The following is a 23,022-nucleotide window of genomic DNA, read 5'->3' on the forward strand; positions in this document are numbered from 1 at the left end:
GCAAGCTTTTAAAGTCCGCTCGACTTGCATGTATTAGGCACGCCGCCAGCGTTCGTCCTGAGCCAGGATCAAACTCTCCAATAAAGAGTTGATTAGCTCATTGCTAAACTCTAGCTTTTTATTACTTGTTGTCATTCTATAACATTCGTTATAAAACGATTATTGTTGACGTTTGTTTGTTCAGTTTTCAAAGAGCAATTTGTTTCACGTCGTCATCGGCGACTTTTTAATATTATCAGAAGTCATTCTCGAAGTCAACATTTTTTTAAATTTCTTTTTTCTTTCATCATTGCTTGTTTCAGCAACGAATATTAATATACCACCGTTTCATACTCTATGCAACTACTTTTTAAAAGAAAAAATATTCTTATTATTTGATTACACGTTAATTCTTATAAATCTTTTAAAATAACAGTAAATACTCTACAAATACCGCTCTTAACCCCCCCTTCGCTTTTACTATCTTCTATAGTGTATTGTCTACTTTAATTTGACTCCTTACCTCTTCCCTAACCCGCACTACCCCTACCACTTCTATTACATGACATTGTGCGAATCAATAGATATTAGAAGTCGAACATAACAACTATTTAAAGAAAATAAAAAACGTGGTACCTTTCTGCAGGTACCACGTCTCTGTATTAACGATGTCTCATTAACGGGAATAATAACACGTCTCTTATAGAAGGAGAATTAGTTAACAGCATAACAAGACGGTCAATGCCGATTCCTAACCCACCTGTAGGAGGCATTCCATATTCTAAAGCCTCTACAAAATCCTCATCCATTAAGTGTGCTTCATCATTTCCTTGCTCACGCTCTTTTAATTGTGCTTCAAATCTTTCTCTTTGATCAATTGGATCATTTAATTCAGTGAAGGCATTCGCATGCTCTCTTCCTACGATGAATAATTCAAATCGATCTGTAAAACGAGGGTCTTCCTCATTCTTCTTCGCTAATGGCGAAATTTCTAACGGATGTCCGTAAATGAATGTAGGCTGAATTAATTTTTCTTCTACTCTTTGCTCGAAGAACTCATTAACAATATGGCCATATGTCATATTATCATTAATCTCTATATTATTCTCTTTAGCTAATTTTCTTGCCTCTTCTACACTCATCTCCGGCCAGAAATCTACACCTGTGTATTGCTTAATTGCATCTACCATATGAAGTCTTGTCCATTCTGGCTTCAAATCGACTTGATAATCTCCATATGCTACTGTAGTAGAACCATGGATTTCTTGTGCAATATGAGCTACTAAATTTTCTGTAAGACTCATAATATCACGATAATCAGCATATGCTTCATAAAGCTCAATCATTGTAAATTCTGGATTATGTCTTGTTGATACACCTTCATTACGGAATACACGACCAATTTCATATACTTTTTCTAACCCACCAACTATTAATCTTTTAAGGTGAAGTTCAATAGCTATACGCATATATAAAGGCATATCTAACGCATTATGATGTGTTATAAAAGGACGTGCAGATGCTCCTCCTGCAATGGAATGCATCATCGGTGTTTCTACTTCTAAATAACCGTGGCTGTCTAAATAACGGCGCATAGATTGAATAATTTTACTGCGAAGAATAAATGTATGCTTACTTTCTTCACTTGAAATTAAATCTAAATAACGTTGACGATAACGTTGTTCAATATCTTTTAAACCATGGAATTTATCCGGTAACGGGCGCAACGCTTTTGTAAGTAGCGTGAAATCTTTTACTTTAACGGAAAGCTCCCCTACATTTGTTTTAAATAAAACACCCTCAACACCAACGATATCTCCTAAGTCTACAGCGTTGAAAATAGCATATTGCTCTTCTCCTACATTGTCTTTACGAACATATAGTTGAATTTGTCCTTCAAGATCTTGAATATGAGCAAACCCTGCTTTTCCTTTTCCTCTTTTCGTCATTACTCTACCAGCAATTGTTACAGTAATATTTTTTTCCTCTAGCTCTTCTTTCTCTAGAGATTCATATTGTTTTTTTAACCCTTCAGATAAATGAGTTCTATCAAAACGTTTACCAAACGGATCTATTCCTTGTTCGCGTAACTCATTCATTTTGTTACGTCTCACTAGTAATTGGTCATTTAAGTTTAATTCATCATGACTCATGCTTAATCATCTCCACTATCTTTTTATGTATGATCACCTAAAAAAGGAATCGTTCAATTTTATACATACTTTATTATTCTACACAATGTCACGTTTACAGACACTAAAAAAGAAAAAAAACTGTCAGATTTTTATCCAACAGCTTTATTTTTGCACATATTACAGGAAATTTAAACAGTTACCTTAAAAATTAACCTACTTGGATTTCGGTTTGTTCTTTCGCTTCCACTTCTAATACTAGTGCATTTAATAATGTTACTAACTGCTCTCTTGTTTCACATTGATTAACCGCAGTCCTTGCTTTTGCATTTCCTTTTATACCTTTTAAGTACCACGCAGCATGTTTTCGCATTTCTCTAACTGCTACATACTCACCTTTTAGGCTAATTAAACGATCCAGATGAAGAATACACACATCTATCTTCTCGCGAACAGATGGATCACCCACTAATTTTCCAGTTTCTAAATACTTAACTGTACTATAAATCATCCACGGATTCCCTAGTGCTGCTCTCCCAATCATTACCCCATCACAGCCCGTCTCATCTAACATTTTTTTCGCATCTAGGGGTGTTTTCACATCGCCATTTCCCAATAAAGGAATATTAATCGATTGTTTTACTTCACGGATAATATCCCAATTTGCTGTTCCTTCATATAATTGAACACGCGTGCGACCATGCAATGCAACGGCTGCTCCGCCTGCCTTTTCAACCGCCTGAGCATTTCTAACCGCATATATATGGTCTTCATCCCATCCCATACGCATTTTGACCGTTACTGGTTTATCTACATTTTCTACAACCGCAGAAACCATATCATAGATTTTATCTGGATCCAACAACCATCTAGCACCCGCATCACATTTTGTAATCTTCGGCACAGGACAGCCCATATTAATATCGATAATATCCGCATTGGTATTTTTATCAACAAATTGTGCCGCTTCCACTAGCGTTTCTTTTTCTCCACCAAAAATTTGTAAGCTTAATGGGTTTTCCCGCTCGTCTATATAAAGCATATCCATCGTTTTCTTATTCTTTAAAACAATCCCTTTATCACTTATCATCTCCGCACAAACAAGACCAGCTCCAAATTCTTTCACTGTTAAACGAAATGCAGAATTTGAAATTCCTGCCATTGGTGCAAGTACAACACGGTTGCTTATTTCAACATTTCCTATTTTAAACAAACTTTTACCTCCTTGATGGGCAGTGCTTATTTACTTTGATGTGGATCTAATTCTTCTCTTGTTATCTTTAGCACACCTACAATAGAATCAATCATCTCTTCCGAAGGCATACGATTACCTCGTTCAATCTCCCCTAAAATAGAAACAGAAACAAGTAGCTCTTTTGCTAGACTTTCCTGTGTATATCCTTTTAGCTTTCGAAAAGCTCGAATACGTCTTCCCCATTTTTCTGTTGTTTCCATACCCTTACTCCTTCTCTATCTGGCAAAAGCTTCAAACTTTCTTTTAAACGCATTGATTTATTCGGTAACTTTATGTCTGGCGCAATTTCTATTAGCGGAACTAAAACAAATGCTCGCTCTTCTATTCTCGGATGTGGAATTATTAGCTTATCTGATACTATATTTTCGTGATTATACAATAAAATGTCAAGGTCTATTGTTCTAGGACCCCATCGAATTATCCTTTTTCTCCCAAGTTCGTTTTCGATACTTTGGCATTTCTCTAATACCGAAGAAGGATTTAATGATGTTTCAATCTGTACAACAATATTCAAAAATAGTGCTTGTTCCTCATATCCTACTGGGTCGGTCTCATAAACAGAGGAAATGTTTACCACTTTAATTTGCTTATGATTATGAAGCATTTGTACAGCCTCGCGTAAGTATTCCAATCGATTGCCTATATTTGAGCCTAATGATAAGTAAACATTATTCATCCTTTTCTGCTCCTCGTAATTTCAACAGCAACCGATTTATAATGACCTGGAATTGGAGGATCTGGTTTAATAATACGAACGGTAATACTTTCAATAAGGGAATAAGATACCAAAAGCTTCTTTGCTATATTTTCTGCAACTGCTTCTATTAATTGATATGGCTTACCTTCAACAATTTCCTTCACGTCAAAGAAAAGCTGGCCATAATTAACCGAATATTGTAAGTCATCTGTTTCTCCAGCCTTCGCTAAATCCACTTCTACTTGTAAATCTACGATAAAACGCTGACCTAACTTATTCTCTTCTTTAAATACTCCATGATATCCATAGAACTCCATTTGGTTTAATATTATCTTATCCACCGTATTCTCCCTTTCCCATTAAAGCATCCATCATACGAGCCATGCGTGTCATTTCTTTCACATCATGGACACGAATAATATGGCATCCTTTTTGAATACCATAGCAAATAGTAGCCCCTGTTCCTTCTACTCTTTCCGTTACAGGTAAATTTAACACATTCCCAATCAATGATTTTCTTGAAGTTGCAAGCAGCACAGGATACCCCATATCAACAAGCTTATCTAACCCGCGCATCATTTCTATGTTTCTGTTTAAATCCTTCGCGAAGCCAATACCTGGATCAAGAATAATATTATCAAAAGGGACCCCCGCTGCCTTTGCAATCTCAATACTATCCTGCAAGTCAGCTACTACCTCTTCTAAAAAAGACGAGTAGTTAAGATTATCCCTATTATGCATTAAAATAATTGGAGCTTGAAATTCAGCTGCAACGGACGCCATTTTTGGGTCTCTTTTTGCTCCCCATATATCATTGATAATATGCGCTCCTGCTTGCAAAGCCTGTCTCGCTACTTCTCCTTTATATGTATCAATTGATAAAGGAACATCTACCTCTCCCGTTAATCGCTCAATAATAGGAATTACTCGCTCTAATTCTTCTTCGATTGAAATTTCTGTATAGCCAGGTCTTGTAGATTCTCCGCCGATATCGATAATATCCGCCCCATCCTCTACCATCTGACGAGCGTGGTTTAATGCTGTTTCAACTTTGTTAAATTTACCGCCATCAGAAAAGGAATCAGGATTTACATTTAAAATACCCATTACCATTGTTTTTTGTTCAAAATCCAATGTGTACGGACCACATGCTATTTTATTTATCATTCCTTTATTCCTCCTAGCTCTTCTTTCGACCATAATTGAGTGGAATGCTTTCTATATTCCTTATAAAGCTTAGCAACAACCTTGCCTTCTACTCCTTTATAGTCATATCCATCTATTTTTTTTATTGGGATGATTTCCTGAATAGAATTCGTTGCAAATACTTCTTCTGCACCTGCAAGCATAACCAACGGAAACATCCCCTCTTTTACTACTAAACCCATGCTCTTTGCAAGGCTTAAAACAAACTGTCTCGTAATTCCATTTAATATACCAGCTTGCAGGCTAGGAGTATAAAGCACTTCATTGATAACCCAAAAAAGATTGGAAGTTATTCCTTCAGCAACATAGCCTTCTTTTGTTAAAAAAAATCCTTCGATTGTCATATCTGCACCAATCTCTCGCTTCGCCAAGATATTATTAAAAAAATGATGAGATTTTAAGCGAAAAACCCCTTCTGGTGTATTTCTTGGAATCGTCACTACCTGTCCTATTTTTTCCGGCATCCCATTTGCTGGTGGAAGGGGTTTTATATACACGATTGTATTTGGTTCTAAATATGGATCTGTTTGAAGTCCTATCATTCCATTTCCAGCTGAAACATTCCAGCGAATATAAGCATTATTAATATTGTTTTTTTTCAATAGACTTTGAATAATAGCGACCACTTCTTCTCTTTCAAAAGATAATTGGATGTTCATCTCTTTTAAACCTTCATTTAACCTGCAAAGATGGTCATCTAATAGAAAAGGATGCCCCTCATATACACGAAATGTTTCAAATAAGCCTAGTCCATATATAAAGCCATGGTCAAAAACAGAGATAGCCGCTTCTTCCTCGCTAACAACCTGCCCGTTTATGTACATAAACATTTTATTTCTTACTTCCTTCTTTATAATATTGAATAAAATTTTCCAATAACTCCATACCAATCTCTGTCATAATTGATTCTGGATGAAACTGCACCCCTTCAACTGGAAGTTCTTTATGTCTAATCCCCATGATTTCTCCTTCCTTTGTCCAAGCAGAGATTTCTAAACAAGAAGGCAATGTTTCCTTTTTCACAATCAAGGAATGATAACGTGTAGCGGAAAAAGGGTTAGGTAAGCCTTGAAAAATCGTTTTATTATCATGATAAATGAGAGAGGTTTTTCCATGCATTAAATTTGCTGCTTGTACAACCTCCCCTCCAAAAACCTGTCCAATTGCTTGATGACCCAAACATACTCCAAAGATTGGCATATCACCAGCAAAGGATTGAATTGCCTCTAAACTTATCCCTGCTTCATTAGGACTACACGGTCCTGGAGAAATCATCAAATATGCCGGATTTTCTTTTTTTATTTCCTCTAAAGAGGTTTCATCATTTCTTTTCACTTTTAATTCTTGCCCTAATGATCCTAGGTATTGCACAAGGTTATAAGTGAAAGAATCATAGTTATCAATCATATATATCATTTGCTGCCACCCAATTTCTCTTCAGCTAATTCTTTCGCATTCCAGAGTGCCCTAGCCTTTTTCATCGATTCTTTGTATTCATTTGCAGGGATGGAATCGATCACAATTCCTGCACCGGCTTGAACATATGCTCGGTTTTCCTTCACCAGCATCGTCCGTATCATAATATTTAGCTCTACATCATGATTATAACCAATCCACCCTAAAGAACCAGTATACGGTCCACGTCGAACTGGCTCTAGTTCTTCAATAATTTCCATCGTTCGTATCTTCGGTGCACCTGTAATCGTTCCACCTGGAAACATGCTATCAATGAGATCGTACTCATCTTTTTCTTCTGAAAGCTTTCCTTTTACATTAGATACAATATGCATCACATGGGAATACTTTTCGATTACCATAAATTCGTCTACTTGAACACTCCCATATGCACATACTCTTCCTAAATCATTTCTTTCTAGGTCGACTAGCATCACATGCTCTGCTCTTTCTTTTTCACTCTCCATCAATTCATTAGCAAGAGCTATATCCTCAGCATCGTTTTCCCCCCGTGATCGCGTTCCAGCTATCGGTCGTGTACTCACTTCCTGTCCCTTCTTTTTAACTAGAAGCTCTGGTGAACCACTTACTAACTGAAACTCTGGTGTATGGAAATAGCCCATGTATGGAGAAGGATTCAAAACCCTCAGTTGTCTGTAGACCTCGAGCGCAGATACATGCAAAGGCTTGGCTTGCCGAACGGATAAGTTAACTTGGAATGCGTCTCCCGCGGAAATATATTGCTGAATCTTGCGAACGGATTGTTGGAATTCATTATCTTCAATCGATACCTTCAGACCCTCAGATTTCCCAATATTCCCATGCGGATATTCGGTTTTATTCTCTTCTGCCCATCCCTTTGCATAGGTTTTTATTTTATCCTGAATGAAAGCTAGCTGATCTTCTACATATAAACCAGAAATCCATAGCTTATTTTCTTCATGATCATAAGTAAACCACTCTTCAAATAATAAAAAGAATACATCAGGAATATTTAAGTCATCCTTTGTCTGGTTAGGAATTTTTTCGATATACCGAATATAATCGTAACTAATAAACCCAAGCGCACCCCCTTGAAAATCAGGTAGCTCCGATTTAGACTCAACAACATATTGATTCATTACTTCTTTTATTGCATGAAGTGGATTCCCTTTGATGAATCTAGTTCCCTGCTCATCTATCACTTCTAAACGATGATATCTACCGATCATTTTTACAACTGGTGAAAAAGCACCAATGCTATACCTTCCACCGCGACCGCTTTCTAATAAAACATAATGTGATTCACCTTCCGCAAGGGATAAAAATTGCTTAAAGAACTGCTCATATGTCAGAGAAATCGTCTTACTATATATCTTGTAATTCTTCAATCAGGTTTCTCTCCTTCAACATTTATCTGTTCTCATCATACAGGATACATAAAGTAAAATACAAAAAAATCACGTATCTATTTACGCAATTTTTTAATACTACTTTTTAACTTTTATGCTTATTCTTCATCAAACTGATAAAGAGGTGTGCTTAGGTAGCGTTCTCCGTTACTTGGGATAATTGCTAATACTTTTTTCCCTTTTCCTAACTCTTTCGCTACTTGTAAAGCGGCATAAATAGCCGCACCAGAAGAAATACCGCCTAACACACCTTCTTCCTTCCCTGCACGACGAGCATACTCAAATGCTTGTTCTGTCGAAACTTGAATAATCCCTTCATACACTTCACTATTTAGAATATCTGGAACAAACCCAGCACCGATACCTTGAATTTTATGAGGACCTGGCTTACCGCCTGATAAAACAGGAGAATCAGCAGGCTCTACTGCATAAATTTTGATATCTTTATATTTTTCCTTTAATACTTCCCCAGCACCAGTGATTGTTCCGCCTGTACCAATACCAGCAATAAACGCATCTAAACCTTCGTCACCGAAAGCATCAATTATTTCTGGTCCTGTTGTTAATCTATGTACTTCAGGATTAGAAATATTTTTAAATTGTTGCGGGATAAAATAGCCGTTTTCTTTTGCTAATTCCTCTGCTTTACGAATAGCTCCACCCATACCTTCTGGTCCCGGTGTTAATACTAATTCAGCTCCGTAAGCTTTCAATAATCTCCGGCGTTCCATACTCATTGTTTCTGGCATAACTAAAATCGCACGATAACCTTTTGCTGCAGCGACCATAGCAAGACCAATTCCTGTATTTCCGCTAGTAGGCTCAATAATTGTGCTGCCAGCCTTTAAGTCCCCACTTTTTTCAGCTGCTTCAATCATTGCAAGCGCAATACGGTCTTTTACACTGCTGCCTGGGTTCATGTATTCTAATTTTAAATAAACGTCTGCACTGGACTCATCTTCTACTAAACGGTTTAATTTAACAATAGGTGTTCCACCGATAAGATCGACTACAGAATTTGCGATTTTTGACATTTTCTATCTCCCCTTATTATTCCGAGTATTTTAATTGGTTTTATAATATTAATTTATCAAATAACACCATCATTTGTCAATCAATATGTTTGTATTTTCCGAAAATTGATCATTCAAACATACGCAACGTTATTGTAGAAATTTTCGCAATACCTCATCTATTAAAGGCATCTTTGTCGCTCTCTCCTCCAGCAATATATGTTTTTATCCTACTTTACTATTTATAAAACGACACCGTTCACCATACTACCTTTATAAACATAAAAAAACAGCCTCCAGATATGATTTTTAGCAAACCATTCTTTGAGACTGCCTAATCTTAGTTTCTTACTTTGCTTCTTCTAGCATTTTTTCTAATTCTTCTTTAGCGAATATATATTTCTCATTACAGAAATGACATTCTGCTTCTGCTTGACCATCTGTTTTAATTATATCTTCAATTTCCGCTTGGCCTAAACTGATTATTGCATGAGAAAATCTCTCTTTTGAGCATGTACATGTAAACGAAATGGGCATTTTTTCGATTACTTTTACATTGTCCTGCCCACAAATTTCTTCAAGAAGTTCCTCTGGAGTTAAGCCTTTTTCAATTAATTTAGATATTGGCGGAATTTCACTCAATCGTTTTTCAATCTTCGTAATCGTTTCATCTTGCGCACCAGGCATTAATTGAATAATAAAACCTCCAGCAGCCAAGATACTATTATCTGGATTCACTAATACTCCTACTCCAACAGAAGATGGTACCTGTTCAGAATTAAATAGATAATAAGTAAAATCTTCTCCAAGCTCTCCAGAAACGATTGGAACTTGCCCTGTAAAGTAATCACGCATCCCGATATCTTTTACAACTGACAATGTCCCTTCTGTTCCAACAGCTCTTCTTACATCTAATTTTCCATGCTCATTTAAGTCAAAATGCACTTGAGGGTTGCTAACATATCCACGCACCTCTCCTTTTGCATTACCATCTACCAGAATAAGACCAATTGGTCCACCACCATTGATTTTTACCGTTAATTTTTGATCTCCTTTAAGCATAGCTCCTAGCATCGCTGTTGCTGTTAAAGATCTACCTAAAGCAGCGGAAGCAGTTGGCCAAGTATGGTGTCTTCTTTGACCTTCTCCTACTGTTTCTGTACTTCTTACTGCATACGCACGAACTTCCCCATCAAACGCTAACGCTTTTACTAAATAATCACTCATAATTTACTCCTTTGTCTTCTAGCAATTAATCAACGGATTCATTATTCCGTTAAATAGCTCAAGTATGAACTTCTCTGTTTATTTTAGTGTATCCTTATTTTTTTTATAAATAAGCTGTAATCCCTTTAATGTAAGAAACGGATCAATTTCATCAATAATGTTTGATTCTTTTGCTATAAGATTTGCTAATCCTCCTGTAGCAATGACTTTAGGCTGAACTGCACTTTCTTCTTTCATTCTCTTAACAATCCCTTCAACCTGCCCTACATAGCCGAAAAGAATCCCTGATTGCATGGCAGAAACGGTATTTTTACCAATAACCCCCTCAGGACGTGCGATTTCAATCCTCGGCAGTTTAGCCGCTTTAGAATACAGAGCCTCTGTAGCAATATTAATTCCTGGTGCTATCGCTCCACCCATATATTGCTTTTGCTCATTTATATAGCAGAAAGTTGTAGCTGTACCGAAATCTACCACAATCAACGGACTTCCATATTCATGTATCGCCGCGACTGCGTTGACAATGCGGTCCGCTCCTACTTCCTTAGGATTATCATACTTTATGTTTAAACCTGTTTTCGTTCCTGGACCAACCACTAACGGTTTCAACTGAAAATACTTTTGGCACATTCTTTCCAAAGAAAACATGATAGGAGGAACAACAGATGAAATAACGATCCCAGTAATATCGGAAAAGGTTAAACCAACATGGTCGAATAAAGATTTAATAATCATACCATATTCATCTTCCGTTTTATAACGATTCGTTTCAATTCTCCAATGATGCTTTAATTCTTCCTTATCATATACACCTAATACTATATTTGTATTTCCAATATCAAAAACAAAAATCATTATGGTCACCACTTCTTTATTAATATAATTCTATTTACCATATAGCTTTCTCTTTACTTATTATTAGTATCTTTTCACACCTATCACTAACACCTTACCTAAGCTATATGTAAACGTTCATGTTCAATACTGGAAATATCATAACATACAACAGGAAAGAGACAAAGCCTAAAGCAACAGCTGCTATCTATACACCTATTATTGTAGTATTAACAAATAGATAAAAAAGGACACGCTTTTAAGCGTATCCTTTTTACTGATGATCGAGATTTACTCGTCTCTATCATCCTTTTTATTAATATTTACCTTTACATCCTCTGAACCTAAAGTAGTATCTGCCTGTTTCGTACGATCTGGCAGAACACCGTCTTTATACAAACTATTGATTTGTTCTGCATCCAACGTTTCGATTTCAAGAAGTGTTTCAGCGATTAGGTTTAACTTCTCACGATTTTCTGTAAGAATTTGTTTCGCTCTTTCATAACACTCTTTTATGATTCGTTGAATTTCTAAATCAATATCATATGCAATTGCATCAGAATAATTTTGTTCATTATTTAAATCTCTACCTAGGAACACTTGGCTTTGTGCTTGACCGAATTGTAATGGTCCAAGCTTATCACTCATTCCATACTCTGTTACCATCTTACGAGCAATACCTGTAGCTCTTTGGAAATCATTATGTGCTCCAGTACTTACTTCACCAAATACGATATCCTCTGCCACACGACCACCAAGTAATCCAGTAATCTTATCAAGAAGCTCTTGCTTGGTCATTAAGAAACGATCTTCCTTAGGAAGCATAACTGCATACCCACCAGCTTGACCTCTAGGTACGATTGTTACTTTATGAACCATATCAGCCTCATCTAACACAACACCGATAATTGTATGACCTGCTTCATGGTAAGAAACAATATTTCTTTCTTTTTTAGAAACAACTCGGCTTTTCTTGGAAGGTCCAGCAATAACACGGTCTGTTGCCTCATCCATGTCTTCCATATCAATTTTCTTCTTATCAGCTCTCGCTGCAACAAGCGCTGCTTCATTTAGAAGATTTTCTAAATCAGCTCCAGAAAATCCTGGTGTACGCTGAGCAATGCTTTTTAGATTGACAGACTCATCTAAAGGCTTATTACGAGCATGTACACGTAAAACTGCCTCACGACCATTAACATCTGGTCTGTCAACTGTAATTTGTCGGTCAAAACGACCTGGACGTAATAATGCAGGGTCTAAAATATCAGGACGGTTTGTAGCAGCGATAATAATGATACCTTCGTTTGCACCGAATCCATCCATTTCAACTAATAATTGGTTTAAGGTTTGTTCACGTTCATCGTGTCCTCCACCTAAACCAGCTCCACGCTGACGACCAACTGCATCTATTTCATCAATAAAGATAATACAAGGAGCATTTTTCTTCGCATTTTCGAATAAATCACGAACACGTGAAGCCCCTACCCCTACAAACATTTCTACGAAGTCAGAACCACTGATGGAGAAAAAAGGTACGCCAGCTTCTCCTGCAACCGCTCTAGCAAGTAGTGTTTTACCTGTTCCTGGAGGTCCATTAAGAAGGACTCCTTTTGGTATTCTAGCACCTAGCTCAGCAAATTTACGTGGATCTTTTAAGAATTCCACAACTTCTACTAGTTCTTGCTTTTCTTCGTCGGCTCCTGCTACATCATTAAAGCGAACTTTTTTCTTTTCTTCATTGTAAAGCTTTGCCTTACTTTTACCAAAGTTCATTACTCGGCCGCCGCCGCCACCTTGGGCTTGATTGAGCAAGAAGAAAAATAAGATGAAAATAATCACAAACGGGATAATTGAAGTAAAGAATGTGATCCATCCGCTTGTTTCTTGCGCTGGCTGCACATCAATATTGGAACCTTCTGTAGCAGCTTTCAAGATCACTTGAGCATTTGTTTCATTGTTTGTTACATAAGAAACAAATGTTTCATTTTCTTTGTAGCCCTTTAATTTCCCTCGTACTTCAAGTACACCTCTTTCAGGCTGCTGCGTTATTTCTGCAACATCACCAGCTTCAAGGTGATTTATTAATTCAGTATATGTTAATTGCTTGGTAGGCTGATTATTTCCATTGAAAAAACTAACCACACCGATAATTACTAAAAAGATTAATAAATAAAAAATGGTATTACGAAAAATACGGTTCATCCCTTACCTCCTCCCACGGTAAACAAACTATAGAGTATAGTAACATAGAAAATTAAGTAAATTCAAGGAATTACCCTTTCTGGATCTGAATTCCTTTCTTTTATCCTTATTTACTATCACTTGCATAAACTTCCGGTTTTAAAACACCAATATAAGGTAGATTACGATATTTTTCTGCGTAGTCTAATCCATACCCCACAACAAAAGCGTCTGGCACGTTAAATCCTACATAATCTGCTTCAAGATCCGTTTTTCTACCAGAAGGTTTATCAAGAAGAGTCACAATTTTGATTGATTTTGCTTTACGATAACGGAACAACTCTACAAGATAACTTAATGTTAATCCACTATCAATAATATCCTCAATAATTAGTATGTCTCTTCCTTCAACAGAAGTATCCAAATCTTTTAAAATTTTTACTTCTCCAGAAGAAACAGTAGAGTTACCATAACTTGACACATCCATAAAATCCATCTCTAGGTATGTATCCACTCGCTTTAAAAGATCGGCCATAAAGGGCATAGCACCTTTTAACACTCCAATTGCCAAAGGAAATTTATCTTGATATTCCTCTGTAAGTTGAAAAGCCAAATCCTTGATTTTACCTTGTATTTCTTCTTCAGATATCAATATTTTTTCAATATCGTGTTTCATTTCTTGTGTGCCCCCTAGAAGATCATTGCTTTTTATATGTTATTAATAGATTACTACCACTATTCGTATTACTATGAGAATATATCGATTTTTTTAGTCCAGGTATCCAAAGAATTTCACCATTACTATCCGTAATAATTGGCCAATTCTCTCTTTCATGGATTGGAATCTTCTCATCGATAAAAATGCGGTTCACTTTTTTCTTACCATCCATCCCTTTTAAATGGATTCTATCGCCAGCGCTTCTTGTACGGATAATAAGAGGGAAGGAAATAGAAGAATCCAAAAGAATACAATGATTATCAGTATGATGTTCACCGTCTATATATTCTACCTTAATATTATACCCATTTGGTAATAATAACTCTCCCATTTTTGATAATTCATAATAAAAGGATTTTGTTGGAGAAAAATTAAGCTGAAAATGAAGATAATGGTACGACTTTTTCACTTTCAGACCATTCGGGAGATCAATATTTCCAGAAGAATGAGGACTCTTAAGTAATATCATCATTTGCTCAGTATGTAATGCGGATAATGAAATAGGCATCTCGTCATAGAGATAATTTAATATTAGTTGAATACATCTTCTTTGTAAAGGAATAGCTATTGAAAGAAATCGATTAATATCAACTACTGCTTCCTGTTCTCGTTTTTCGACTAATATAAATGAAAGCCTTTCTTCTGCCTGCTCCATTAAATAAGCTTCATCGTCTGCTAATTCTTCACTAAACCGCTGGAAATGCTTTGCCGCGTGTATGTTTTCTTTTTTCAAAAAGGGCACAACATACTTTCTATATCGATTGCGGCTGTATGTGTCTTTTTCATTGCTTGGATCTCTTCTTGGATTTAAATTATGTACTTTACAATATTCCTCAATGTCGTCCCTTTCTAAACATAAAAAGGGACGAATAATATTTCCTGCTCCGAAAGGACGGATAAAAGGAATTCCAGCTCTCGCCTTACCTGAACTCCCTCTCGTTAATCGCATCAGAATTGTTTCTATTTGATCATCACCATGATGACCTAGTGCTAAATAATCTACGTTATTTTCCCTCATCACTTTTTCATAGAAAGAATACCTACATTCTCTTGCAGCTTTTTGTGAATTCATCCCTGTTTTATTTATAAACTCAGGCAAATTTATTCTTTCCCAAGAAAAAGGGATATTTCTCTCTTCACAGAATAATTTCACAAATTCAGCCTCTTTAAGCGACTCCTCCCCTCGAAACATATGATCGACATGCCCGGCATACACAGTGATTTTCCATACTTCTTCCTTTGTCCATAAAAAATGAAGAAGCGCTAAAGAATCAGGTCCACCCGATACTCCAACTAAGATTTTTTTTCCTTCTAGGGTCACATTTTTTCTTTGCAGATAATTCGAAACTTGATCCTCAAACATTCTAATTACTTCCTTATCACTATCACTATTCTAGCAACACTCAGGTTATTACTTTTTCATCCGAGGTTGTAGTTACTATAGTCAAGGATATCACTTTTTTAAAAGTGATACCAAAGACTATTCTCTAAAATTGTTAAAATTCCTCTTTTCAAGTTAATTGACCATATATATACAAAATGTAACAAATGGAAATAAGAATAATGATAAGCATAGATTCAATCCAACCGGCTTTTTTCTTCTTTTTAACCATTTTGCTTCTTGTATTGGAAGTTTGGAGGTTTTGTCCTTTTACTTGTCGAGAAATATTTGCTTGAGATCCAGCTACTACTTTCCTTCTACTTGTGTTACCACCATTCGTTAATTTCAATAAATCAAATCGCATTTCCTTTGCACTTTGGTATTTTCCCGTTAATGCTTTTATAAGAATTCCTTCATAGCGAAGAAGTCCTTTTTTTTGCCGAATCATCGTTTGTAGCTGTTTTATTCCGCCTTCTGTTTTATTAAAGCGCTTTGGATGATATATATTTAGCATAATCATAGCAACTGCAAATAAATCATAGCTCGGCTCTGCCTTTCTGGTTCCCAATCCCCAGTAGCCTCTATCAAAGAACTCTGTAAATTCTTTAATTGCCCTTCCAATAATCGTTGTTCCGCCTACATCAATACATCTAATTTTCGTAGGTGGTCCTGTAATAATCAGATTCTCTGGCTTCAAATCTCCAAAAACCCAGTTGTTTTCATGGAGAACTTGTAAATCTTTTAATAATTGGATCATTAGTACATCAATCCATGAACCTTCCTTATTATGAATAAAGGCGAGTAAATCAGGTCCATTAATGTATTCCATTACATAAAAAGAGATATTCCCCTTATTTGTTACCCAATCATCCACATCTATTAAAGAAGGTCCAAGGCTATAACCTTGGACCTTTGCAAAGGACTTCAATACATTTACTTCGGAAGTTATAGATACGCTATTGTTGCTTAATTTTAAAGCAACTTTTCCTATTCGGGAATCTGCTAAAAAAACAGTGCCATTTGCTCCATAGCCAAGCTCCTTCAAGATGGTATATTGCTTGTTATGCCACTTTCCTTTTACTACCGTACCGCCGTTTATTTTAAATGGACTCTTCGAAGTATTCATCATCACTTGAAATCAAGCTCCTTAATGAGCGCTTATGCTTAAAGTAATAGACTGCTTCTTTTAAAGCTGGACCAGTTGGCGTAATTCCTCCTGTAGATAATTTCGGAAATATACTGGTTAGTGATTCTAAACGAGGAGTCCAATCCATTAATTTTTCGACATCTTTCTTTTTCCCGGGAAATACAAACACTGAATAACGATTCTCGCCAGAACGTGCATTCAAGCTTAGAGATAAATCAAGCAAAGCCTCTTTTACAGTTGGCAGTTTATGCTTCATGCTAGCGCTTGTATCTAGCAATACCAATACTTCAAGTTCAACTGTCTCTCCTAGTTCGTCAACAACCTCCATTACTTCTCCTCGCTTTTCCGGCGGAAGATCCTCCATTGTTTTCGAGGAACCTAATATTTGCTGAAGCTCTTTATTGACTACACCTTGGAGTGTTTGAGTCATTGCTTTTTTCGTAACCATTTGGACAGTCTGACTTAATTGCTGCGCATATACTATTTGGCTGACACCACCTCCAGAAAGTGCGATGCCTTCGATTTCCTTCATCCCCTGCTCGTCAATTGTATCTTGTTCCATTACTCCAATGACATTAACCGTAATTCCTTGTTCATTCGCTAACGCTGCCATCGCAATTGGATCTTCTCCTTTATTAGAACATCCATCTGTAATAAGCAGAACCTGCTTTAACGTACCTGTTTTCATAAATATCTCCCCTCCATCTTCGTGAGTTAGTTCCATTCTCGACGAAAAAGGAAGAATTTATACCCTTTTTAAGAAGGGAAACCGAGGAGAGGTTTCATTTGTTAAAAAGGAGGGAAATAAGTTATCAAATTCAATTTGCTGCTTGCTTAAAACCTTTTACCGGAATAGATGCCCACTTCGGAATATTATGATCAATCTTTGCCACTAAAACAGTCATATCATCTTCAATTAACCCTAAACGAGATCGTATAACCTCCTCCATAATTAAGTCTGCTACCTCTTGGGGATTCTCTGTTTTCAGCTCCTTGATTTTTCGCTTCATCCATATTTCAAAGTTTTCTACATGTTTTGGTCCTTCAAAAACACCATCACTCATCATAATTAGCAAATCGCCAGCCTTTAATTGTTCACTAACAACATCTACATCAAATTCTTGGAGAATGCCCATAGGTAAATTGCTTGCCTGAACTTTCATTACTTTTGATCCTCTTTTAATAAAACTTGGGGTAGATCCTATCTTCAAAAATTTAACAGCTGCATTTTGAAGATCAATCATTGCTAAATCTAACGTGGAAAAAATTTCATCTGTTGTTCGTAAAGAAAGGATTGAATTAATCGATTTAATCGCCACTTGTTCTTCAATCCCTGATTGAAGAATTTTTTGCAATAATTGTAGTGTCTCTTCACTTTCTACATGGGCACGCTTTCCATTTCCCATTCCATCGCTTATTGCCATGGCATATTTCCCCAAACCTAGTTCAATCGTTGAATAGCTATCACCTGATATAAATCCCCCATCCTTTGCTGCATGTGCAACGCCAGTTTCTACCGTATAAGCTTTGGCTGATCGGAATGTTGCATGACTATAATCATTGGAATACTCAGCAACCTCCTCCTTATTTACAATAATTGTTTCCCCAAGAATATCAGATAACATCGGTGCAATCAGTTTCTCACATTCACCATAACCAGTGCTGTAAGGGATGGTTATATCGATATCTACGTTCCCCTGTTCTAGACTATATATCTCTACATTTTCAATATGAATGCCAAATTCTTGAATAGCTTCTAATATTAGTTCTTCCTGCTTATAATGATTTTCCCTTTCCCTTTGAATTTCTTTGGCAAAATCACCCATAACCTCTGATACACCAAGTAATTGATCTGCAACTAGTTTTCTGCTTTCCTGTACCTGTTTTTTTAATTTTTGGTTGGCCTGGTACAGTGCCAGTTCCTGATGAATAGCATCCTTAACCTTTTTCGATCTCGTACAATGTTTATCCCAATCCCTCGAAAGATTGGGGGAAATATTTCCGCCTGAATCTGCCATTTCTGTCATAATGTCTTTCATATAATCATAGGTTGTATTAAAGTTGCGAGCCCAGCAATATTCCTTTCGAAAACATGTCTGACATGTTTTTTCCGTCACATTACTTAAAAAGTAGTCTAACTCATTATCTTCCTCCTCCACCATCTCACTAATGTTGGGAGACGAAAAACTATTGGAGAGAGCCTGAAAAACATTAGAAAATTGAGAAACTCTTTGGGCAGTTACATCTCTCATTTTTCTCATATATTGCTGTTGTTCTTGGGAATATTCTGTTGTTCCTGGTATGTGTTTTGCAATTCGAGAGGTTAAACTTCTTGGTGTGAGAAGGAATAGAAAAACAGCTATTGTTGTTTCCATTAATGAAACAGATAATACGCCTCCATCTTCTCCGTACATTCCAATAAGAAGAGTAGCAATAAATAATCCCAATGCCACGCCAATTTTCTTCCCTTCTTTCAGTAATCCACCTAGAAGACCAGAAAATGCGAGCAAACTCATATGATAGAAACTTGAAATACTCGCCAGGCTAAAAATTAACCCTGTTACCACACCAACTGTAGAGCCAATCGTTGCCCCTGCAATAAAGGAAAATACTAATACTAAGTAACGTGACATAATATGTTCAATGGATATGCCATAGACCGCCCATCCTATTGTTCCAGTCATAATAGAAGCTAGCATGATAATCAAACAAACAATTTCCTCTGTTTTAAGTGCTTGTCTCCTTTTATTTACGGTGAGTAATGGTAAGCTTTGTAAGAAGATTAATGTAAGAATATAACCAAGACTTCCTTCTACTAACGATAACATTCCTCCATACCATGTAAAACCGTTTGTTAATAGATATGCTTTTACTAAGCTACCAAGAAAGACAAGACCAAAAACAAATACTGGTACGAGTTGTTGTTCTTTATTTTTCCAGTTCAAAATAATCTTATAGCTTATCAAGAATAAGAAAGACAAGACAAAATTAGTAGCCGCCTCCGTTATTCCTAAAGTAGCCGCACCAGCAATTAAACCAATGAGGGCAAGTGGGGCTTTATCTTTCCTTGATAAATACACCGCTGCAAAAAATGGAAGAGCAAAAGGAGTAAGCTGTCCTAATATTAAGGCTCGTCCAAGCAAGAAACCAATGATTAAAAGCAAATAGCCTTTTACTAAAAAAAAATTCTCCAATTTTGAATTAAATTTATGAAGAATTGAGCTGAAGCTTTCCCGTGACTTCCCAAAATCAACCTCACCAATCGGATCGATTATATCCCTTTCTACTTTTTCCATACACTCCACTCCCTATCAAGTATCGTTGCTCCACATTATAGAAGGTAGCTATTTAAAAGTTTGTCAAAATAACGAAGCAGTTCCAGCTTTTCGCTCGACTTCTTTCCTTCATTTTTTTAAGGAGCTACAAAATTCGATACATTCCTTTTTGCCCGTTATTTGGAAAACTTTTATAGAAAAGAGGCTATTCTATCATTAAAAAAGTGGTTTTAACTGAAGTACGTTTGGAGAAAGAAAACATTTTCTTCTGCCTGCTTTTTTGTATTTATTGCTTATTTTTGTCAATTCATGCAATATGTTTTTTTAGTTATCCATCGATAATAGTGGTTCCTACAGCTTTACACTTTATATACGTATGTAAAAAGATTTAAATACAGCCATACAATAAAATATAAATTTGCCAACAAATAATGAAATGAATAAAACCTATTGACATTACATTTATTTATTTGTATTATATTAATTGTCTTGTTAATATTATGGCGGTGTAGCTCAGCTGGCTAGAGCGTACGGTTCATACCCGTGAGGTCGGGGGTTCGATCCCCTCCGCCGCTATCTAAAAAACCACGTAAATTTTTACGTGGTTTTTTTTATGTCTTTTTCTATTACAGCTGATCTCCAACCTATTTTCTTCCTCTTCTTCCAAACAAGAAATGAAAGTCTTACTGAAGTTTATCAGTGGAAATAAACCATTTTTATCAAAAACACAAAAAAGCAAGCCTTAATAGGCTTGCTTAAGCTATGGGAATATATAAACGATAAACCCTGCTATCTATTGGTTATTCAGCAGCAAGTTACCCGCGTCTCGCGCCTCTTCCCCCGCGTTTCGACTCAGTATTTCTTTTCAGAGAAGCTAATCGATCTTCACTGTCTTTTAAGAAACGAGCCATTTTCGATTCGAAATTCTCTTTAGGAGCACGATTTTCATTTGATTTTGCATTACGTGACCTTTGAGAATTCCCACCGGAATAGCCGCCTCTTGATTCTCTTCTTTCTCCGCGTTCGTATTGTGGTCTCTCTGGTCTTTCTGGTCTATCCTTCGCCTTTTTAATGGATAGTCCAATTTTGCCATCTTTCTCGACATTAATAACTTTAACTTCTACTTCATCGCCTACTTTTAGGTGTTCATTAATGTCCTTAACATAATTGTCTGCGACCTCACTAATATGAACAAGACCTGTTGCGCCTTCTGGGAGCTCAACAAACGCACCAAAATTAGTAATTCCTGTTACCTTTCCTTGTAACTTGCTGCCTACTTCGATTGACATAAAAAAGTTTTGCCTCCTTAAGGATATAAAAAATCGTACTTATTTATATTATACAGAATGGAAAAAAAGGGTGTCAATATTACAGCCGACCTTATTATTTTCCAGTAGCGTTTTTTGCATCTTTTTCTGGGATATTAAAAATAATTTCCCCTTCTTGTGATAGTAATAAATCTTTTCTAGCTAATTTAGCTAAATACTCTTCGTCATTTAATTTAGCAATTTGATCTTTTAATTCCGCTTCCTGCTTTTCTAGCGCTACAAGTTGTCCATCTAAGTCCTCTTTCTCTGCTCTTTTCTCGTTTAAAGTGGAGCTTTGTGATATGAGTGTGGAAATCATGATAAAGCCAATAACAGCAGCACATACGAAGAATGTTGTCAGCCTGCGCATCAATAACTTTTTCTTTCTGGCTCCACTGAGACTATCCGCTTGATGCTTTAAATTATATTCTGTTGGGAATGTTGTAATATCTGGTTTTCTTATGGCACTCATAGAGGCTCCTCCTTTCATTATTTTTTTCTATTAGCTACCCATTCTTTCAAATATTTCTTTATTTTAAAGTAATATCCTGCCAATTTACTAGAAATTCTCTCGACGAATAATTTAACCTTTTTCGGCACAATTAGCCATAATAGGGATAAAAGCCATTCAATTGGTTTAAATAGTATCTTTATGATAAATCTTAATACCCTAATTATACCACTGACAAGTGCCATAAGTCCCTTACCTAAAGTAATTATTATCGACAAGAGCAATTGCAAGATAGATTTAATTGGCTTATATACAATATTCATAAACAATTTAATAAAAAAACGATAAGAATGGATGCAAAAAGAAATAATTGCTTTTAATAATCGAAGATATAGAGCTTGAAATAAACTTTTGTACATGGCGAATCCTAGCAGCAAAGCTAAAATCAAATAAATGCGGACCTCTCCTTTGTTTACTAGGAAAAGCACATAAAACATAAGAAGGGCTTGCAAAATCCAAAAAAGGATATCATGGATAAAAACAATACTTCGTTTCCTTATCGGCCTTTTCAAAAAGTACTGATATGTATCTAAGCTTATGCCAAAGAATAGACCCATGCTAACCATAGCTAGCATGGTCATAAATTGTGTAGATAACGTCATCGGAATATCTTGCTAAAGAATCCCTTAGCCTTATCTCCACTTTGTTCGTCTACATATACTAAATCAAACACTTTTCCTTTAATGGAGACGATACCCTTTTCCACATCGAGATTTTTCATTTGAAGATTTTGACCACGAATGGATAAAAAGCCCATTACTGTTTCTAAAATGAACTCTTCGTTGTCAAAGCTCTCCACCTGCTTTACTCCTGTAATATCTAATAACTTTCTCCCTCTCATAATTACATCATGTTCTACTACATTACTTTTAGTCGTGTTAGAATCATAATATTGGCTCATCTTTATCCCTCACAATCACTTAGTACAATCTCTACTTGTACAAATATATGTGAAGAAAAATTATTTTAGAACAAGCCTTCAAAAGGAAGATAGTCGAAACAACTCTACCTTGTTTTATTACCAATAATACAGCTAATTAAACTTATGAAATGGTCTCTTCTTTCATTATTTTATACATATTTGCTGCATCTTCTTTTTTCGTAGATTCCTGTAGCATTTCCACTTTTGCTGTTACTAGCTTTTGCCCAAAACGCACCTGAAGCTCATCTCCTACCTTCACATTAGTGCTCGCTTTTGCCTGCAGCCCGTTTACTAAAATTCGTCCCTGATCCGCTACCTCTTTCGCTAACGTTCTTCGTTTAATTAAGCGTGAAATTTTCAAGAATTTATCTAGTCGCATCTTAACCGCTCC

23 protein-coding genes, 1 tRNA gene and 1 rRNA gene are annotated in these 23,022 nt (G+C 36.2%); 1 reads left to right on the forward strand and 24 read right to left on the reverse strand.

Going from position 1 to position 23,022, the window contains the following annotated elements; all coding sequences use genetic code 11:
• The 19 genes from QQZ16_RS08340 to spoIIE form a co-directional block, all read right to left on the reverse strand.
• A 16S ribosomal RNA gene (locus tag QQZ16_RS08340) occupies positions 1-84 on the reverse strand; the annotation flags it as partial.
• A 557-nt stretch (positions 85-641) separates the two neighbouring features.
• Positions 642-2,132, reverse strand: a complete 1,491-nt coding sequence (gene lysS / locus QQZ16_RS08345; protein ID WP_031537161.1) for a lysine--tRNA ligase — start codon at positions 2,130-2,132, stop codon at positions 642-644.
• Between the two features lie 190 nt (positions 2,133-2,322).
• On the reverse strand, positions 2,323-3,324 hold the full coding sequence (dusB, locus tag QQZ16_RS08350; protein ID WP_031537160.1) for a tRNA dihydrouridine synthase DusB: 1,002 nt from the start codon (positions 3,322-3,324) through the stop codon (positions 2,323-2,325).
• A gap of 26 nt (positions 3,325-3,350) precedes the next feature.
• Positions 3,351-3,566 carry a helix-turn-helix domain-containing protein gene (locus tag QQZ16_RS08355; protein ID WP_031537159.1) on the reverse strand — a complete coding sequence of 72 codons (216 nt, stop codon included), beginning with the start codon at positions 3,564-3,566 and terminating at the stop codon, positions 3,351-3,353.
• Positions 3,515-4,042, reverse strand: coding sequence for a 2-amino-4-hydroxy-6-hydroxymethyldihydropteridine diphosphokinase (gene folK, locus QQZ16_RS08360; RefSeq protein ID WP_031537158.1), 528 nt, complete (start codon positions 4,040-4,042; stop codon positions 3,515-3,517). The genes QQZ16_RS08355 and folK overlap by 52 nt, the downstream gene beginning before the upstream one ends.
• Positions 4,039-4,404 (reverse strand): dihydroneopterin aldolase, encoded by a 366-nt coding sequence (gene folB, locus QQZ16_RS08365; protein WP_031537157.1) that lies wholly within the window; start codon positions 4,402-4,404, stop codon positions 4,039-4,041. Before folB ends, folK begins: the two co-directional genes overlap by 4 nt.
• Complete coding sequence (gene folP, locus QQZ16_RS08370; RefSeq protein ID WP_031537155.1) at positions 4,397-5,230, reverse strand: dihydropteroate synthase; 834 nt, start codon at positions 5,228-5,230, stop codon at positions 4,397-4,399. The genes folB and folP overlap by 8 nt, the downstream gene beginning before the upstream one ends.
• Positions 5,227-6,099, reverse strand: coding sequence for an aminodeoxychorismate lyase (pabC, locus tag QQZ16_RS08375; protein ID WP_031537154.1), 873 nt, complete (start codon positions 6,097-6,099; stop codon positions 5,227-5,229). The genes folP and pabC overlap by 4 nt, the downstream gene beginning before the upstream one ends.
• Before the next feature lies 1 nt (position 6,100).
• Entirely contained in the window at positions 6,101-6,685 is a 585-nt protein-coding gene (gene pabA, locus QQZ16_RS08380) for an aminodeoxychorismate/anthranilate synthase component II (RefSeq protein ID WP_031537153.1), read from the reverse strand.
• Complete coding sequence (locus QQZ16_RS08385) at positions 6,682-8,094, reverse strand: anthranilate synthase component I family protein (RefSeq protein WP_035416381.1); 1,413 nt, start codon at positions 8,092-8,094, stop codon at positions 6,682-6,684. Before QQZ16_RS08385 ends, pabA begins: the two co-directional genes overlap by 4 nt.
• A gap of 119 nt (positions 8,095-8,213) precedes the next feature.
• Positions 8,214-9,149 (reverse strand): cysteine synthase A, encoded by a 936-nt coding sequence (gene cysK, locus QQZ16_RS08390; RefSeq protein WP_031537151.1) that lies wholly within the window; start codon positions 9,147-9,149, stop codon positions 8,214-8,216.
• A 327-nt stretch (positions 9,150-9,476) separates the two neighbouring features.
• Positions 9,477-10,355, reverse strand: coding sequence for an Hsp33 family molecular chaperone HslO (gene hslO / locus QQZ16_RS08395; RefSeq protein ID WP_031537149.1), 879 nt, complete (start codon positions 10,353-10,355; stop codon positions 9,477-9,479).
• Between the two features lie 78 nt (positions 10,356-10,433).
• Positions 10,434-11,210 (reverse strand): type III pantothenate kinase, encoded by a 777-nt coding sequence (locus tag QQZ16_RS08400; protein ID WP_031537148.1) that lies wholly within the window; start codon positions 11,208-11,210, stop codon positions 10,434-10,436.
• Between the two features lie 270 nt (positions 11,211-11,480).
• On the reverse strand, positions 11,481-13,391 hold the full coding sequence (gene ftsH / locus QQZ16_RS08405) for an ATP-dependent zinc metalloprotease FtsH (RefSeq protein ID WP_212121275.1): 1,911 nt from the start codon (positions 13,389-13,391) through the stop codon (positions 11,481-11,483).
• A gap of 106 nt (positions 13,392-13,497) precedes the next feature.
• Positions 13,498-14,046, reverse strand: a complete 549-nt coding sequence (hpt, locus tag QQZ16_RS08410; protein WP_048719106.1) for a hypoxanthine phosphoribosyltransferase — start codon at positions 14,044-14,046, stop codon at positions 13,498-13,500.
• 22 nt (positions 14,047-14,068) lie between these two features.
• Positions 14,069-15,451, reverse strand: coding sequence for a tRNA lysidine(34) synthetase TilS (tilS, locus tag QQZ16_RS08415; protein ID WP_048719103.1), 1,383 nt, complete (start codon positions 15,449-15,451; stop codon positions 14,069-14,071).
• Positions 15,452-15,599: 148 nt separating this feature from the next.
• Complete coding sequence (locus tag QQZ16_RS08420; protein WP_031537144.1) at positions 15,600-16,601, reverse strand: protein kinase domain-containing protein; 1,002 nt, start codon at positions 16,599-16,601, stop codon at positions 15,600-15,602.
• Positions 16,570-17,304: a vWA domain-containing protein gene (locus tag QQZ16_RS08425; protein ID WP_031537143.1), complete on the reverse strand. Its 735-nt coding sequence runs from the start codon at positions 17,302-17,304 to the stop codon at positions 16,570-16,572. Before QQZ16_RS08425 ends, QQZ16_RS08420 begins: the two co-directional genes overlap by 32 nt.
• A 130-nt stretch (positions 17,305-17,434) precedes the next feature.
• Positions 17,435-19,912 (reverse strand): stage II sporulation protein E, encoded by a 2,478-nt coding sequence (gene spoIIE / locus QQZ16_RS08430; RefSeq protein WP_031537142.1) that lies wholly within the window; start codon positions 19,910-19,912, stop codon positions 17,435-17,437.
• Between the two features lie 481 nt (positions 19,913-20,393).
• On the opposite strand from spoIIE, the gene QQZ16_RS08435 reads away from it, so the two are divergent.
• Positions 20,394-20,467, forward strand: a tRNA-Met gene (locus QQZ16_RS08435).
• Positions 20,468-20,706: 239 nt separating this feature from the next.
• Here QQZ16_RS08435 and QQZ16_RS08440 read toward each other — a convergent pair.
• The 5 genes from QQZ16_RS08440 to QQZ16_RS08460 all read right to left on the reverse strand — a co-directional run bounded on the left by QQZ16_RS08440 (position 20,707) and on the right by QQZ16_RS08460 (position 23,010).
• Positions 20,707-21,180 (reverse strand): S1 domain-containing RNA-binding protein, encoded by a 474-nt coding sequence (locus QQZ16_RS08440; protein WP_031537141.1) that lies wholly within the window; start codon positions 21,178-21,180, stop codon positions 20,707-20,709.
• A 94-nt stretch (positions 21,181-21,274) separates the two neighbouring features.
• On the reverse strand, positions 21,275-21,670 hold the full coding sequence (locus tag QQZ16_RS08445) for an FtsB family cell division protein (protein WP_031537140.1): 396 nt from the start codon (positions 21,668-21,670) through the stop codon (positions 21,275-21,277).
• A gap of 17 nt (positions 21,671-21,687) precedes the next feature.
• The gene (gene yabQ / locus QQZ16_RS08450; protein ID WP_048719101.1) at positions 21,688-22,311 is read right to left on the reverse strand and encodes a spore cortex biosynthesis protein YabQ; all 624 of its coding nucleotides are present in this window, start codon (positions 22,309-22,311) and stop codon (positions 21,688-21,690) included.
• Positions 22,308-22,610: a sporulation protein YabP gene (gene yabP / locus QQZ16_RS08455; RefSeq protein WP_031537138.1), complete on the reverse strand. Its 303-nt coding sequence runs from the start codon at positions 22,608-22,610 to the stop codon at positions 22,308-22,310. The genes yabQ and yabP overlap by 4 nt, the downstream gene beginning before the upstream one ends.
• A 142-nt stretch (positions 22,611-22,752) precedes the next feature.
• Positions 22,753-23,010 (reverse strand): RNA-binding S4 domain-containing protein, encoded by a 258-nt coding sequence (locus QQZ16_RS08460; protein ID WP_031537137.1) that lies wholly within the window; start codon positions 23,008-23,010, stop codon positions 22,753-22,755.
• Between the last annotated feature and the right edge of the window lie 12 nt (positions 23,011-23,022).

Source organism: Bacillus sp. T2.9-1, assembly GCF_950097965.1.
Classification (GTDB): Bacteria; Bacillota; Bacilli; order Bacillales; family Cytobacillaceae; genus Niallia; species Niallia hominis.

What these genes read in the sequence shown, in the direction of transcription:
- QQZ16_RS08440 (WP_031537141.1), bottom strand. Translation starts at nt 21,180, where the DNA reads ATGTCAATCGAAGTAGGCAGCAAGTTACAAGGAAAGGTAACAGGAATT.
- folP (WP_031537155.1), bottom strand. Translation starts at nt 5,230, where the DNA reads ATGATAAATAAAATAGCATGTGGTCCGTACACATTGGATTTTGAACAA.
- QQZ16_RS08445 (WP_031537140.1), bottom strand. Translation starts at nt 21,670, where the DNA reads ATGAGTGCCATAAGAAAACCAGATATTACAACATTCCCAACAGAATAT.
- pabA (WP_031537153.1), bottom strand. Translation starts at nt 6,685, where the DNA reads ATGATATATATGATTGATAACTATGATTCTTTCACTTATAACCTTGTG.
- tilS (WP_048719103.1), bottom strand. Translation starts at nt 15,451, where the DNA reads ATGTTTGAGGATCAAGTTTCGAATTATCTGCAAAGAAAAAATGTGACC.
- ftsH (WP_212121275.1), bottom strand. Translation starts at nt 13,391, where the DNA reads ATGAACCGTATTTTTCGTAATACCATTTTTTATTTATTAATCTTTTTA.
- QQZ16_RS08400 (WP_031537148.1), bottom strand. Translation starts at nt 11,210, where the DNA reads ATGATTTTTGTTTTTGATATTGGAAATACAAATATAGTATTAGGTGTA.
- yabP (WP_031537138.1), bottom strand. Translation starts at nt 22,610, where the DNA reads ATGAGCCAATATTATGATTCTAACACGACTAAAAGTAATGTAGTAGAA.
- spoIIE (WP_031537142.1), bottom strand. Translation starts at nt 19,912, where the DNA reads ATGGAAAAAGTAGAAAGGGATATAATCGATCCGATTGGTGAGGTTGAT.
- QQZ16_RS08460 (WP_031537137.1), bottom strand. Translation starts at nt 23,010, where the DNA reads ATGCGACTAGATAAATTCTTGAAAATTTCACGCTTAATTAAACGAAGA.
- pabC (WP_031537154.1), bottom strand. Translation starts at nt 6,099, where the DNA reads ATGTTTATGTACATAAACGGGCAGGTTGTTAGCGAGGAAGAAGCGGCT.
- hslO (WP_031537149.1), bottom strand. Translation starts at nt 10,355, where the DNA reads ATGAGTGATTATTTAGTAAAAGCGTTAGCGTTTGATGGGGAAGTTCGT.
- QQZ16_RS08425 (WP_031537143.1), bottom strand. Translation starts at nt 17,304, where the DNA reads ATGAAAACAGGTACGTTAAAGCAGGTTCTGCTTATTACAGATGGATGT.
- QQZ16_RS08355 (WP_031537159.1), bottom strand. Translation starts at nt 3,566, where the DNA reads ATGGAAACAACAGAAAAATGGGGAAGACGTATTCGAGCTTTTCGAAAG.
- cysK (WP_031537151.1), bottom strand. Translation starts at nt 9,149, where the DNA reads ATGTCAAAAATCGCAAATTCTGTAGTCGATCTTATCGGTGGAACACCT.
- folK (WP_031537158.1), bottom strand. Translation starts at nt 4,042, where the DNA reads ATGAATAATGTTTACTTATCATTAGGCTCAAATATAGGCAATCGATTG.
- lysS (WP_031537161.1), bottom strand. Translation starts at nt 2,132, where the DNA reads ATGAGTCATGATGAATTAAACTTAAATGACCAATTACTAGTGAGACGT.
- yabQ (WP_048719101.1), bottom strand. Translation starts at nt 22,311, where the DNA reads ATGACGTTATCTACACAATTTATGACCATGCTAGCTATGGTTAGCATG.
- hpt (WP_048719106.1), bottom strand. Translation starts at nt 14,046, where the DNA reads ATGAAACACGATATTGAAAAAATATTGATATCTGAAGAAGAAATACAA.